The sequence below is a fragment of the Nocardiopsis sp. YSL2 genome (genome assembly GCF_030555055.1).
Taxonomy (GTDB): Bacteria; Actinomycetota; Actinomycetes; order Streptosporangiales; family Streptosporangiaceae; genus Nocardiopsis.
In genome coordinates this window covers 1,715,204-1,727,485 of sequence record NZ_JAMOAO010000001.1, presented here as the reverse complement: position 1 = coordinate 1,727,485, position 12,282 = coordinate 1,715,204, and the positions used below count along the sequence as shown (strand labels likewise).

At 72.7% G+C, this 12,282-nt stretch carries 12 protein-coding genes; 9 read left to right on the top strand and 3 right to left on the bottom strand.

All coding sequences use genetic code 11. The features are described from left to right. Window positions 1-171 precede the first annotated feature (171 nt). From tsaE to M1P99_RS07400, 6 genes are all read left to right on the top strand, one after another. The gene (gene tsaE / locus M1P99_RS07425; protein WP_304451917.1) at window positions 172-708 is read left to right on the top strand and encodes a tRNA (adenosine(37)-N6)-threonylcarbamoyltransferase complex ATPase subunit type 1 TsaE; all 537 of its coding nucleotides are present in this window, start codon (window positions 172-174) and stop codon (window positions 706-708) included. A 9-nt stretch (window positions 709-717) separates the two neighbouring features. Then, the gene (gene tsaB / locus M1P99_RS07420) at window positions 718-1,395 is read left to right on the top strand and encodes a tRNA (adenosine(37)-N6)-threonylcarbamoyltransferase complex dimerization subunit type 1 TsaB (protein WP_304451916.1); all 678 of its coding nucleotides are present in this window, start codon (window positions 718-720) and stop codon (window positions 1,393-1,395) included. 56 nt (window positions 1,396-1,451) lie between these two features. After that, a complete protein-coding gene (rimI, locus tag M1P99_RS07415) occupies window positions 1,452-1,907 on the top strand; it encodes a ribosomal protein S18-alanine N-acetyltransferase (protein ID WP_304455617.1) in 456 nt (151 codons plus the stop codon). Then, a complete protein-coding gene (tsaD, locus tag M1P99_RS07410) occupies window positions 1,904-2,938 on the top strand; it encodes a tRNA (adenosine(37)-N6)-threonylcarbamoyltransferase complex transferase subunit TsaD (protein ID WP_304451915.1) in 1,035 nt (344 codons plus the stop codon). The genes rimI and tsaD overlap by 4 nt, the downstream gene beginning before the upstream one ends. A 150-nt stretch (window positions 2,939-3,088) precedes the next feature. After that, on the top strand, window positions 3,089-3,448 hold the full coding sequence (locus M1P99_RS07405; protein ID WP_304451914.1) for a hypothetical protein: 360 nt from the start codon (window positions 3,089-3,091) through the stop codon (window positions 3,446-3,448). A 57-nt stretch (window positions 3,449-3,505) separates the two neighbouring features. Next, complete coding sequence (locus M1P99_RS07400; protein WP_304451913.1) at window positions 3,506-4,474, top strand: zinc-binding dehydrogenase; 969 nt, start codon at window positions 3,506-3,508, stop codon at window positions 4,472-4,474. A gap of 95 nt (window positions 4,475-4,569) precedes the next feature. Here the strand turns inward: M1P99_RS07400 and M1P99_RS07395 are convergent, their stop codons facing one another. After that, entirely contained in the window at window positions 4,570-5,214 is a 645-nt protein-coding gene (locus M1P99_RS07395) for an HAD family phosphatase (RefSeq protein WP_304451912.1), read from the bottom strand. A 159-nt stretch (window positions 5,215-5,373) separates the two neighbouring features. On the opposite strand from M1P99_RS07395, the gene M1P99_RS07390 reads away from it, so the two are divergent. Continuing rightward, window positions 5,374-5,784 carry a VOC family protein gene (locus M1P99_RS07390; protein WP_304451911.1) on the top strand — a complete coding sequence of 137 codons (411 nt, stop codon included), beginning with the start codon at window positions 5,374-5,376 and terminating at the stop codon, window positions 5,782-5,784. Between the two features lie 123 nt (window positions 5,785-5,907). Here the strand turns inward: M1P99_RS07390 and M1P99_RS07385 are convergent, their stop codons facing one another. Both M1P99_RS07385 and M1P99_RS07380 read right to left on the bottom strand, forming a co-directional pair. After that, entirely contained in the window at window positions 5,908-8,025 is a 2,118-nt protein-coding gene (locus M1P99_RS07385) for a hypothetical protein (RefSeq protein WP_304451910.1), read from the bottom strand. A 456-nt stretch (window positions 8,026-8,481) separates the two neighbouring features. Beyond that, window positions 8,482-9,753 carry an SAM-dependent methyltransferase gene (locus M1P99_RS07380; protein WP_304451909.1) on the bottom strand — a complete coding sequence of 424 codons (1,272 nt, stop codon included), beginning with the start codon at window positions 9,751-9,753 and terminating at the stop codon, window positions 8,482-8,484. A gap of 260 nt (window positions 9,754-10,013) precedes the next feature. On the opposite strand from M1P99_RS07380, the gene groES reads away from it, so the two are divergent. Together groES and groL are read left to right on the top strand one after the other, a co-directional pair. Further along, window positions 10,014-10,325 (top strand): co-chaperone GroES, encoded by a 312-nt coding sequence (gene groES, locus M1P99_RS07375; protein ID WP_121180821.1) that lies wholly within the window; start codon window positions 10,014-10,016, stop codon window positions 10,323-10,325. A gap of 147 nt (window positions 10,326-10,472) precedes the next feature. Continuing rightward, entirely contained in the window at window positions 10,473-12,080 is a 1,608-nt protein-coding gene (gene groL / locus M1P99_RS07370) for a chaperonin GroEL (RefSeq protein WP_304451908.1), read from the top strand. The last annotated feature ends 202 nt before the right edge of the window (window positions 12,081-12,282 follow it).

Here is a 12,282-nt window from a genome sequence, read left to right as displayed (position 1 = left end):
CGCGCGTTCGGACCGGAGCGCGGGGCCGCGCGCACCGGACCGGACCGAGTGCCGCGAACCGGCCACGGACACCCTTCACCCGTCCTAACCTGGGTGAAGAGGTCACCTCCGGTGCGCCCTGACCACTGTGCCCAGCCACCTCCCGACCCACCACCGACCACTGCGAGCCCGATGACAGACGCAACCGCGACCACCCCAGGTGTGTCCACCGTGCCCCACAGCGCCGCGCCCGCCGTCCGCGCGGTGACCGCCGCCACCGACGACGCCATGCGCGCGCTCGGACGCGACCTCGCCGCCCTGGCCAGGGCTGGCGACGTGTTCATCCTGTCCGGGCCCCTCGGCGCGGGCAAGACCACGCTGACCCAGGGCCTGGGTCAGGGCCTGCGCGTCCGCGGATCCGTCACCTCCCCGACGTTCGTCATCTCCCGCATCCACCCCTCCCTGGTGGGCGGCCCCGACCTCGTCCACGTGGACGCCTACCGGTTGGGCGGTCCCGCGGAGATCGACGACATCGACCTGGACATGACCCAGCCCGACTCGGTCACCGTGGTCGAGTGGGGCGAGGGCGTCGCCGAGGGCCTCGCGGACGACCGCCTGGAGATCAGCATCGAGCGCCACCACGACGACACCCGAACCGTCCACCTGCGCGCCGTCGGCGCGCGCTGGAACGACATCGACCTGCCCGGCGCCCAGCCCGGGCTCGGATAGGCGGTCCCCGTGCTGTTGCTGGCCTTCGATACCGCCACCCCGGCGGTGACCGCCGCGATCGGTGAGAGCGGTCCCGACGGGGCCTTCCGCCTGCGCGCGAGCGCCGCCTCCGTGGACGCGCGCCGCCACGGCGAACTCCTCAGCCCCACCATCCACCGGTTGGCCGAAGAGGCCGGGATCACCCTGGCCGACCTCGACCACGTCGCCGTCGGCATCGGACCCGGCCCCTACACGGGCCTGCGGGTCGGTCTGGCCACCGGCCACGCCCTGGCCGACGCTCTCGGCGTGCCCTGCCACGGCGTCACCACGCTCGACGCCCTGGCCTTCGCCACCGGCCGGACCGCGCCGTTCGTCGCGATGACCGACGCCCGACGCAAGGAGGTGTTCTGGGCGCGTTACGACGACCGCCTCCACCGCGTGGGCGAGGTGGCCGTGGACCGGCCCGCCGAGATCGACACCGGGGGCCTGCCCCTGGTCGGCCACGGGGCCGGGATGTACGCGGAGGCCTTCGGGCCCGCCGCCGCCGACCCCGACCCGCTGTACCCCGACGCCGGCGCCATGGCCGAGCTGGCCCTGCTGCGCCTGCGCCAGGGCACGGCACTGCCCGCGCCCGAACCGCTCTACCTGCGTCGCCCCGACGCCGTCGAGCCCGGCAGCCCGAAGAAGGTGCGCCAGTGGGTGAAGTGACCGTCTCGGCCTCGGGCTCCTACGCCGAGCCCGGCGAGCCCGTACGACTGCGCACCATGACCGGCGACGACGTGCCCGCCGTCATGGAGCTGGAACGCGCCCTCTTCCCGGAGGACGCCTGGAGCGAGAACATGCTCCGCGAGGAGCTCGGCGCGCAGGGCCGCAGCTACGTGGTGGCCGAGACCGGGGACGCCCTCGTCGGCTATGCCGGACTGCGCTCGGTGCCGCCCGAAGGCGACGTGCAGACCATGGCCGTCGCCCGACCCGTGTGGGGGCGGGGCGTCGGCCGGGCCCTGCTGGCCGAGCTCCTGGACCGGGCCGACCGGAACGGCGTCACCCACATGTTCCTCGAAGTGCGGGACGACAACCCGCGCGCCCAGGACCTCTACGCCCGGTTCGGGTTCCGGCAGATCGGTGTGCGGCGCGGATACTACAAGGGGGCCGACGCGATCGTCATGCGGCGCGTGGCCACGGCCGGACCGGAGTCCGGCGAGTCGGAGGAGCGAGCATGAGCGGCCAACCGTTGATCCTCGGGATCGAGACGTCCTGCGACGAGACCGGTGTCGGTCTGGTCCGCGGCTGTGAGCTGCTCGGGGACGAGGTGGCCTCCAGCGTCGACCAGCACGCCCGCTTCGGCGGCGTGGTTCCCGAGGTCGCCAGCCGCGCGCACCTGGAGGCCATGACGCCCACGGTCCGGCGGGCGCTCGACGCCGCCGGGGTGAAGCTCGCCGACGTCGACGCCATCGCGGTCACCGCCGGGCCGGGGCTGGCGGGTGCCCTGCTCGTGGGAGTGTCGGCCGCCAAGGCCTACGCGATGGCCCTGGGCAAGCCCCTCTACGGGGTGAACCACCTGGTCGGGCACGTGGCCGTGGACCAGCTGGAGCACGGGCCGCTGCCCAAGCCCGCCATCGCTCTGCTGGTCTCCGGCGGGCACACGTCCCTGCTGCTGGTCAACGACCTGGCCACGGACGTGGTGTCACTGGGCGACACCGTGGACGACGCCGCCGGTGAGGCCTACGACAAGGTGGCCCGGCTGCTGGAACTGCCCTACCCCGGCGGTCCGCCCATCGACAAGGCGGCCCAGCGGGGGAACCCGAAGGCCATCCGGTTCCCGCGCGGCAAGTGGGGCGACGGCACCTACGACTTCTCCTTCTCCGGCCTCAAGACGGCGGTGGCGCGGCACGTGGAGGACGCCGACCGCAGCGGCGAACCGCTCGTGGTGGCCGACATCGCGGCGGCCTTCCAGGAGTCGGTGGTCGACGTGCTCACCCGCAAGGCCGTGGACGCCTGCGTCGAGCACGGCGTCAGCACGCTGGTCATCAGCGGCGGAGTGGCGGCCAACTCGGCGCTGCGCGAACTGGCCCGGCAGCGCTGCCAGGAGGCGGGGATCGAACTCCGGGTGCCCCGGCCGCGCCTGTGCACCGACAACGGGGCCATGATCGCCGCGCTGGGCGCGGAGGTCGTGGCGGCCGGGCTGCCGCCGTCGGCCCTGGACCTGGCCACGGACACCTCGCTCCCGGTGGAGCGCCCGCTGGCGGTCTGAGACCGCGGTGGACGAGGGGCGGGGCGCTTCGGCGGCCCGCCCCTCACGCGTGGGCGCGGACCGGTTCGGGCCGCGTCCGGCGCGTTGCTAACGTGACGGTGCTCGATCCGCCGGCGCCCCCGTCGCCGTCCCCCGAAGAACGGACTCAGCATGAAGGTTCACCAGCTCGCCCTGCCCAGCGTGGGCGCCCTCCTCGTCCTCGCCTCCGTGACCGCCTGTGAGGGCGTCAACCACAAGAGCTGCCGCAACGGCGACTGCACCGTCGTCGTTGTCGACGCGCAGTGGTCCGGCGACCTGCGGGAGTCCACGAGCATCGAGTACGAGTTCGAGGTGTACATGGGTGAGGACCAGAGCGCCGAGGTGATCGTGGAACAGGAGGAGAACAACCGGGAGGAGGAGCAGACCGCCACGCTCCGGCCCGGGGAGACCGCCGAACTCTTCCACTACACCGTCGAGTACGTGTCCCACAGTGAGGAGGAGGGCGCGACCTTCCAGTTCACGCCGTCGTAGCCCGCCGAGCGGACCCCGACTGGAATTCGGTTCGGTACACGTGGTTGGCTTCGAACCATGTTCGCTATCACTGCAGCACGCATCAGCTTCGACGACCCCGTCTCCGGTCTGGAGGCGGGGGAGCGCCCGGACCCCGAGCCCCGTGAGGGGTGGGCGGTGGTCGACGTCCGCGCCGCCTCGCTCAACCACCACGACGTCTGGAGCCTGCGGGGCATCGGCCTGCGGGAGCCGACCCTGCCCCGCATCCTCGGCAGTGACGCCGCCGGCGTCGACGAGGACGGCAACGAGGTCATCGTGCACGGGGTCGTGGGCGACCCGGCCGCCGCAGGCGGTGACGAGACCAAGGACCCGGGCCGGTCGCTGCTGTCGGAGGTCCACGAGGGCACCTTCGCGGAGAAGCTCCTGGTGCCCCGGCGCAATCTGCTCCCCAAGCCGCCCGAGCTCTCCTTCGAGGAGGCGGCCTGCCTGCCCACGGCGTGGCTGACCGCCTACAGCATGCTCTTCGGCAAGGCCGACCTGCTGCCGGGCTCCACGATCCTCGTGCAGGGCGCGGGCGGCGGCGTGGCGGCTGCGCTGATCCGCATGGCCGCGCAGGCGGGGCACCGCGTCTACGCGACCAGCCGCAGCGAGGCCAAGCGCGAGCGCGCCCTGAAGCTGGGCGCCCACGCGGCGGTGCCGACGGGCGAGCGGCTGCCGGAGAAGGTGGACGCCGTCTTCGACTCGGTCGGCCAGGCCACGTGGGCGCACTCCCTGCGGGTGCTCAAGCCGGGCGGAGCGGTGATCACCTGCGGTGCCACCAGCGGCGACGCGCCGTCGGCCGAACTGGCGCGGGTGTTCTTCCTGCAGCTGCGCGTCCTGGGCTCCACGATGGGAACCCGGTCGGAGCTGGCCACGCTCATCGAGATGTGCGCGCGCACCGGGCTGCGTCCCGACATCGACCGGGTCCTGCCGCTCGACCGGGCCCGTGAGGGCTTCCAGGCGATGGTCGACGGAGACCTGTTCGGCAAGGTCGTCTTCACCACCTGATGGGGACCGGGCCGGGCGCGGCCGACCCCTCCCGCACCGGAGAGGACGGCCGTGCCGCACCCGGCCCGCACCCGGCCGGGGCGCCCGCCGGGCGCCTACGGGGTTCCGCCCAGGGACGCCCGGGCCAGGGCGTAGGCGTCCACCAGGCTCGCGCCGGTGTAGTGGACGGCGGCGAGCCCGGTGATCCGCTCGTCGCCGTTCACCGCCACGGTGGCGTCCAGGTGCCGGAAGAGAGGGGCGTCCGACATGGAGTCCCCATAGGCCACGCACGCGTCGGGGGCCAGGCCCCGGCCGAGCCGGGCGCGCTCGACGATGTCCACCTTGTCCTCGGGCGTGAGGATGTCGTCGGCCACGACGGGGGAGGCGAACGGGAGCGCGGGGAAGCGCGACGCGACCACCTCGTCGAAGCCGAACCGGAGCAGCAGGCGGGCGTAGAAGTCCGGGGACATGCTCACGACCATCGAGTGCTCCCCGCGCGACCGTATGTCGTCGCACACCTCGCGGATACCGGTCAGGAAGGGGCTCCGCTCGAAGGCCGTGGCCACGTGCTCTTCCGTGAGCGCGCTCCAGAGCCAGTGGATGCCGCGCGCGAAGCCGCGGGTGTCGATCTCCTGCCGCCGGAAGCGGCCCTCCAGCTCCACGAGCCGTTCCTCGCAGCGCATCACACGCGCGATCTCCAGGCTCGCGGTCGTCCCCCTCAGCAGGGTTCCGTCCATGTCGAAGACGTGGAGGCGGGTCATGCGCTCTGCCCTCCCGGGCGGTCGGCGGTGGTGTCGGCGGGACCCGGGGCGCTGCCCGGTCCCGATGACACGGGCTCCGAGTGGAGGACACTACCTGGCCGCCATGGTCCCTAGCGTGGCCCACACCGCGGGTCACGCGGGGTACGAGAGGGAGACACCATGCTGCGAGGACTCACCACCATCAGCCTGTGGGCGGACGATGTCGCCGAAGCCGCGCGCTGGTACACCGAGGTCCTGGGGGCCGAGCCGTACTTCGAGCGCCCGGGGCCGGGCGGGGCCGCCGCCTACACCGAGTTCCGCGTCGGCGACCACCAGCACGAGCTGGGCATCATCGACCGCCGATTCGCGCCCCCGGCCGGGCACTCCGGCCCGGGCGGAGTGGTCGTGTACTGGCACGTCGACGACGTGGAGGCGGCCGTCGAGCGGCTGCTGGCCCTGGGCGCGAAGGAGTACGAGCCCCCCACCGTCCGGGGCGAGGGGTTCGTGACCGCTGCGGTGACCGACCCCTTCGGCAACGTCCTGGGCGTGATGTACAACCAGCACTACCTGGACACGCTCGCCGGGCACTGACCGACCGGGCACGGCGGGGCCGGTGCGCGACGTGCGCACCGGCCCCGCCGTGTCGATCCGATGCGGCTACCGGTGTTCCTGCGCCGGAGGCGTCGGTTGGGGAGGCGTGGGTGACGGGCGGGCCTACTCGTCGTCCTCGTCGTCGTCGCGGCGCTTCTTCTTCTTGCCGTCGCGACCGGGGCGCAGCAGCGCCTCGGCGAGCGCGAGCACCGTCTCCTCCAGCGACGTGAACCGCTTGGTGACGTCGTCGTGCGAGTTCTCGACCGCCTCGGTGACGGTCTCCTCGAACTCCTGACGGTCCGGCCGCTGCTTGAGCTCGCGCAGCACGGGCTCGATGGCCGAGGTCACGTGCTGGTCGATCTCGTCGAGCTTGCCGGAGTGGTCCAGCTGCGGGCGGTCGACCAGCTCGGTCAGGCGGCGGTGCAGCTCGGTGATCTCCATCGTCTGCGGCAGCTGGTTGAGTCGCTGGTTGAGCGCCTCCAGCCGGTCGTCGATGGCCTCCATCCGGCCGTCCACGCCCTCGAAGTGCCCGCTGACCCCCTCGAACTGGCCCTCGACCCCGTTGACCCGGCCGTCGAGGCCGTCCAAGCGGCCGTTGAGCCCGTCGATCCGGCCGTCGACACCGTCGATCTTGCCCTCGATCCCCTCGAAACTGCCCTCGAAGTGGCCCTCGAAGGTGTCGAAGCGGTCGGTGAGGCGGCCCAGCTCGTGGTCGACCTTGCCGGTGATCTGCGACAGGTGGTTGTCGACCTTGGCCGTGAGGGACTCGCGCTGGCGCTCCAGCCGCTCGTCCAGCGCGCTCTGGTGGGAGCGGACCTGCTCGCCCAGCGTCTCGGTGAGCTCCTGGTGGCGCTCGGCCGCCTCCGCTGCGTGGCGGGTCTCGTTCTCCTCGACGAAGCCGCGCAGCTCCCCGAGGTCTCCCGAGACCTTCTCCGCGTCCTCGGCGATCCGGGCGCTCAGGGCGTCCGTGCGCTCGACGACGGCCTCGCGCAGCCGCTCGGCGGCGGCCTCGTCCTGCTCGCGGGCCTCGGTGCGGCTCAACTCCATCTGCTCGCTCAGCTCGGACAGGCGCTGGCGCAGGTGGGAGCGGAGTTCGGTGAGCGAGGACTCGTGGTTCTCGCGCAGCTTGGCCAGCGAGCCCGTGACGTCGGCGACGGCGGCCGTGGCCTCGGCGTGGTTCTCCTCGCCCTGCGTGCTCAGGTAGCCGACGCTCTCGGTGAGCTTCGCGGCCAGGGCGTCGTGGCGCTCCCCCGAGGCGGTGGACAGGGCGCTGAGCTCCTCGGCCAGGGCGTCGTGGCGCTCCCCCGAGGCGGTGGACAGGGCGCTGAGCTCCTCGGCCAGGGCGCTGGTCCGCTCGCCCAGCTCACCGGTGTTCTCCTGCACCTTGGCGAGCAGGCTCTCGTGCTGCTCCGCGGTGCGCTCGGACACGAACGTGCGCAGCTCGGCCACCCGCTCCTCGGTGTGGGTCCGCAGTTCGTCGGCGGCCTCGGCCACCTTGGCGGTGACGGTCTCGCCGAGCTGCTCGTCGGCGGCGGTGAGCGCCTCCCGGGCCTCGCCGACGGCGGCGGTGACGGCCTCACGGCTCTCCCGGACCGCCTCGCCGAGCTCGGCCCGGCCGGCGGCCAGGGTCTCGGTGACCGTGGTGGTGAGGGCCTCGTGCCGCTCTCCCGCGGACTCGGCCAGCGAGGCGAGGGAGGCCTCCAGCCCTTCGGTCCGCTCGGCCAGGGCCGCCAGGGCCCCGTCCAGCGCGTCCAGACGGGCGTCGACCTTCTCACTGAGGCCGGTCAGGCGCTCACCGACCTCCGCGATCTGCTCGGACGTCCGGTTGCCCGTCTCGGCCATGCGCTGGAGCCGGGTCAGGGCGGTGTCCAGGTGGCCGGCGATGCGGTGGGTGTCGGCCCGCAGGGACGGCATGTCCGAGAGCGGCTTGACCTGCTGACCGACGATCTCGATGTGCTCCGCGAGGGTCTCCGCCCATTCCGGGGGGCGGGAGAGCAGATCATCGATCCGGCCGTCGACCTTGGTGATCGACTCGCCGAGGGCGGTGAGCTCACGCTCGCGCAACTCGCGCAGCAGCCACTCCATGCCCTCCAGTCGTTGGCGCATCTCCTCGCTGACGGCGCCCTGCGACTTCTGTTCGGAGTCGTGCTCGTGGGCGGCCTGGGAGAGCAGGTCACGCATCCGGTCGGAGATCCCGGCCTGACCTCCTCCGGTGAGGAAGTTGTGATTGGTCTGTTCCACCGAGGTGCTCCTTGATCTTCTGGCGCTCCCGAACCGGCCCGGGGGAGTGGACGGTGGTTCCGGGCGGTCGGGTTCTCGATGGTCCCCGGGTGGGAGGCGCTCGCGCCCCGTTAATGCCTCACTGTGACTGAAGTGTGACGCTGTGTATACACGGGGGGCGAGTTCCCGTGGTCGGTGAACCGCGAGACGGCTCGGTCGACCACGGCCTTCCGGATGGATCCATGCGAGGGGGAAAGCATGCGGCGCCGCCAGTTTAACGACACGTCCGTACCCGGCCCCAGGGGTGGGCGAAAGAATATGGCGGGCGAGGTAACGATGTCATTGCGTCGGGTGACCGCGTCGCGGGCTCCGCGCAGGTGGGGCCGCCCGGACCGCGGAGGCGGGGCCGGCCGGCCCCAGGAGTCCGCCGGGCCCCGCCCGCGCGGAGCCCGCCGGGCGGTCCCGCCCGCCGCGGGCTCAGAGCGCTTCGGCGTCGGCCACCTCGCGGCACAGCAGGGACACGGGCCGCTCGCCGACGCGCGTCAGAACGACCGTGGCGGACTCCGGGCCCGACGCCCGCAGGTCCCGGCGCAGCTTCTCGGTGTCGACGGCCGAACCGCGCTTCATGACCGTGACCGTCCCGACGCCCCGGGAGCGCAGGGCCGACCGCAGGCGCTTGAGTGAGAACGGCATCACCTCGGTCACCTCCAGTACGCGCCACAGCGGTGAGCGCACCGCCCGGTCGGCCGTGAAGTAGGCGATCCGTTCGTCCAGCAGGGCGCCGTCGACCCGGGCCGCCGCCTCCGCGACCAGGTGGGAGCGCACGACGGCCGGATCCGGGTCGTACAGGTACCGCCGGGCCGGTGCCACGGGCGCGGCCCCCAGGCCGGGAACCTCGGCCAGCTCCCCGCGTCCGCCCCGGGCCGGGCCCGCCGGGCCCTTGCTCTCGCGCAGGACCGTCGCCCGGCGGCGCGGCCCCCCGGCCGCCGCGCCGAACCACAGCGCCGTCTCCTTCAACTCGCCGTCCACGGAGATCCACTCGGCGGACGCGCCCCCGGGGATCGCCTCGTGCGGCAGGCCCGGCGCCGCCTTCAGGCAGGCCGCGCCGGATCCCTCGGCCAGGCGTACCGCCACGTCCCACGGAGGGGAGTAGGCCGCCGGGTCGAACACCCGCCCGCGCCCTCCGCGCCGGGCCGGGTCGCAAAAGAGCAGCGGATAGGCCCCCGGGGCGACCCCGGCGGCGTCGCCCTGGCGCACCCGTGCCAGGTCCTCCAGCCCCAGAGCGGCCACGTTGGCGCGCGCGACCGCCACGGTCAGGGGGTCGGCGTCCACGCCCTCGACGGGCACGCCCCGCTCGGCCAGCGCCAGCAGGTCCGCGCCCACGCCGCAGCACAGGTCGCCCGCCACGGCCCCGTCGAGCACGGCATCCGCGACCGCGGCCGTGCGCTCGGCGCGGTAGGCGGCCACGACGTGCCGCGTCGACTGCTCCAGGCCGTCGGGGGTGAAGTACATCCTGTCGGAGCGCTCGCCGAACTTGGCCCGGCCGCGCCTGCGCAGCAGGACTTGGCTCAGAGCCGCGTTGACCAGATCGGAAACGGGTAGGGCGGAATCGAGGGCGGCCAACCGCGGGTCACCGCGCAGCCGGGACGCCGCCGCCAGCCGGTCCGCGGCGGCCGCCTCCGGGTCCACGTCCGCCAGTAGTTCCCCGCCCGCGTCGGTGAGCAGGGCCTCGAAGGCGGGCAGGTGCATCGGACCTCCAGGAGTCGGGTGGTGCGGCGCCTGTCACCCTCCCCGGTGCCGCCTGGGGCGCGTGCCGCGAATGCCCGGCGACCAGGCCTTCCCGTCACATTTCCATTCTGGCACTCGCAGGGGTAGAGTGCTAATCGCGACGAGGCCGGTCTGGCACCCGCGACGACAGGCCGCCGTGGTCGCCCCTTTTTCGCAGCCGGTCCGTGCGCTCGTACGGGCCGATCTCAGGACACCGAAACTTTGAAGGGGGAGGTCACACCGTGTCGACCGCCACCAAGACCGTGCTGAAGCCGCTCGAGGACCGCGTCGTGGTCAAGACCCTGGAGGCCGAGCAGACCACGGCTTCCGGTCTGGTCATCCCGGACACCGCCAAGGAGAAGCCCCAGGAGGGCGAGATCCTGGCCGTCGGCCCCGGTCGCTGGGACGACGAGGGTGACAAGCGCATCCCGCTGGACGTGAACGTCGGCGACGTCGTCCTGTACAGCAAGTACGGCGGCACCGAGGTCAAGTACGACGGCGAGGAGTACCTGGTCCTCTCCGCCCGCGACATCCTCGCGGTCGTCGAGAAGTAGGCGGCTCCCCGCTGCTGCGGGGCACATCCACCTCGGCAAGGCCCGCCACCGCGGGCCAGGAGCCACGCGCGTCCCGCACCGGCCGGCACATCGCCGTGCGGTGCGGGACGCACTTTTCCGACCACGGTCAAGAGGAAGCACGCACACATGCCGAAGATCCTGGAGTTCGAGGACGACGCTCGCCGCGCCCTCGAGCGGGGCGTCGACCGTCTCGCCAACGCGGTGAAGGTCACGCTCGGCCCGCGCGGCCGCAACGTCGTCATCGACAAGAAGTTCGGTGCGCCCACCATCACGAACGACGGTGTGACCGTCGCCCGTGAGATCGAGCTGGACGAGCCCTACGAGAACCTGGGCGCCCAGCTGGTCAAGGAGGTCGCCACCAAGACCAACGACGCCGCGGGTGACGGCACCACCACCGCCACCGTCCTGGCCCAGGCGCTCGTGCGCGAGGGCCTGCGCAGCGTCGCCGCCGGCGCCTCGCCGATGTCCCTCAAGCGCGGCATCGACCTGGCCGCCGACAGGGTCGCCGAGATCCTGCTGGAGCGCGCCCGCCCCGTCGAGGAGCGCGCGGACATCGCCTACGTGGCGACCAACTCCGCTCAGGACGAGCAGATCGGCGACCTCATCGCCGAGGCCTTCGACAAGGTCGGCAAGGACGGCGTCATCACGGTCGAGGAGTCCCCGACCTTCGACCTGTCGCTGGACTTCACCGAGGGCCTGCAGTTCGACAAGGGCTACGTCTCGCCCTACTTCGTCACCGACGCCGACCGCCAGGAGGCGGTGCTGGAGGACGCTCAGATCCTCATCAGCCAGGGCAAGATCGGGAACCTGAACGAGCTGCTCCCGCTGCTGGAGAAGGTCGTCCAGGAGACCAAGAAGCCGCTGCTGATCATCGCCGAGGACATCGAGGGCGACGCCCTGGGTGCCCTGGTGCTGAACAAGATGCGCGGCACGCTCAACGTCGCCGCGGTCAAGGCGCCCGGCTTCGGCGAGCGCCGCAAGGCCATGCTCCAGGACATCGCCGTCGTCACCGGCGGCCAGGTCATCTCCGAAGAGGTCGGCCTGACCCTGGAGAACGCCGGCCTGGAGGCCCTGGGCAGCGCCCGCCGCATCACCGTCACCAAGGACGCCACCACGATCGTGGACGGCACCGGTGACCAGAGCGAGGTCGAGGACCGCATCCGCCAGATCCGCAAGGAGATCGAGGCGAGCGACTCCGACTGGGACCGCGAGAAGCTCCAGGAGCGCCTGGCCAAGCTCGCGGGCGGCGTCTCGGTGCTGCGCGTGGGCGCGGCCACCGAGGTGGAGCTCAAGGAGAAGAAGCACCGCCTGGAGGACGCCATCTCGGCGACCCGTGCGGCCATCGAGGAGGGCATCGTCGCCGGTGGCGGCGCCTCCCTGGTGCACGCCTCCACCGCCCTGGGCGACCTGGGCCTCAAGGGCGACGAGGCGACCGGTGTGGCGATCGTCCGCCGCGCGCTGGTCGAGCCCGCCCGCTGGATCGCGGAGAACGCCGGCGCCCAGGGCTACGTGGTGACCCACCGCGTGTCCGAGATGGAGGTCGGCCACGGCTACAACGCCGCGACCGGCGTCTACGGCGACCTGACCGCCGAGGGCATCATCGACCCCGTCAAGGTGTCGCGCTCCGCCGTCCAGAACGCCGCGTCCATCGCGGGCATGCTGCTGACCACCGAGGTGCTGGTCGCGGACAAGCCCGAGGAAGAGGACGACGAGGGCCACGGGCACGGCCACTAGGTCCGTGACGACCGCGCCCAGGCGCGGTCACGAAGCCCGGTCGGGGGGCGGGACGCACACGCGTCCGCCCCCCGTTCGCACACGTGGGGGACGCCTTCCGGGAGGCGCCTTATCACGGGCTTCGTGGGATTCCTCGCTTTGAATGGGTCGTTTTCTGGGGAATTTTCCGAAACGTGACCATTCCGTAGTTGGTGATTGGGGC

Excerpts from the sequence above, each read along its gene's own strand:
- tsaE (WP_304451917.1), top strand. The coding sequence starts at position 172 with ATGACAGACGCAACCGCGACCACCCCAGGTGTGTCCACCGTGCCCCAC.
- rimI (WP_304455617.1), top strand. The coding sequence starts at position 1,452 with ATGACCGGCGACGACGTGCCCGCCGTCATGGAGCTGGAACGCGCCCTC.
- tsaD (WP_304451915.1), top strand. The coding sequence starts at position 1,904 with ATGAGCGGCCAACCGTTGATCCTCGGGATCGAGACGTCCTGCGACGAG.
- M1P99_RS07405 (WP_304451914.1), top strand. The coding sequence starts at position 3,089 with ATGAAGGTTCACCAGCTCGCCCTGCCCAGCGTGGGCGCCCTCCTCGTC.
- M1P99_RS07400 (WP_304451913.1), top strand. The coding sequence starts at position 3,506 with ATGTTCGCTATCACTGCAGCACGCATCAGCTTCGACGACCCCGTCTCC.
- M1P99_RS07395 (WP_304451912.1), bottom strand. The coding sequence starts at position 5,214 with ATGACCCGCCTCCACGTCTTCGACATGGACGGAACCCTGCTGAGGGGG.
- M1P99_RS07390 (WP_304451911.1), top strand. The coding sequence starts at position 5,374 with ATGCTGCGAGGACTCACCACCATCAGCCTGTGGGCGGACGATGTCGCC.
- M1P99_RS07380 (WP_304451909.1), bottom strand. The coding sequence starts at position 9,753 with ATGCACCTGCCCGCCTTCGAGGCCCTGCTCACCGACGCGGGCGGGGAA.
- groL (WP_304451908.1), top strand. The coding sequence starts at position 10,473 with ATGCCGAAGATCCTGGAGTTCGAGGACGACGCTCGCCGCGCCCTCGAG.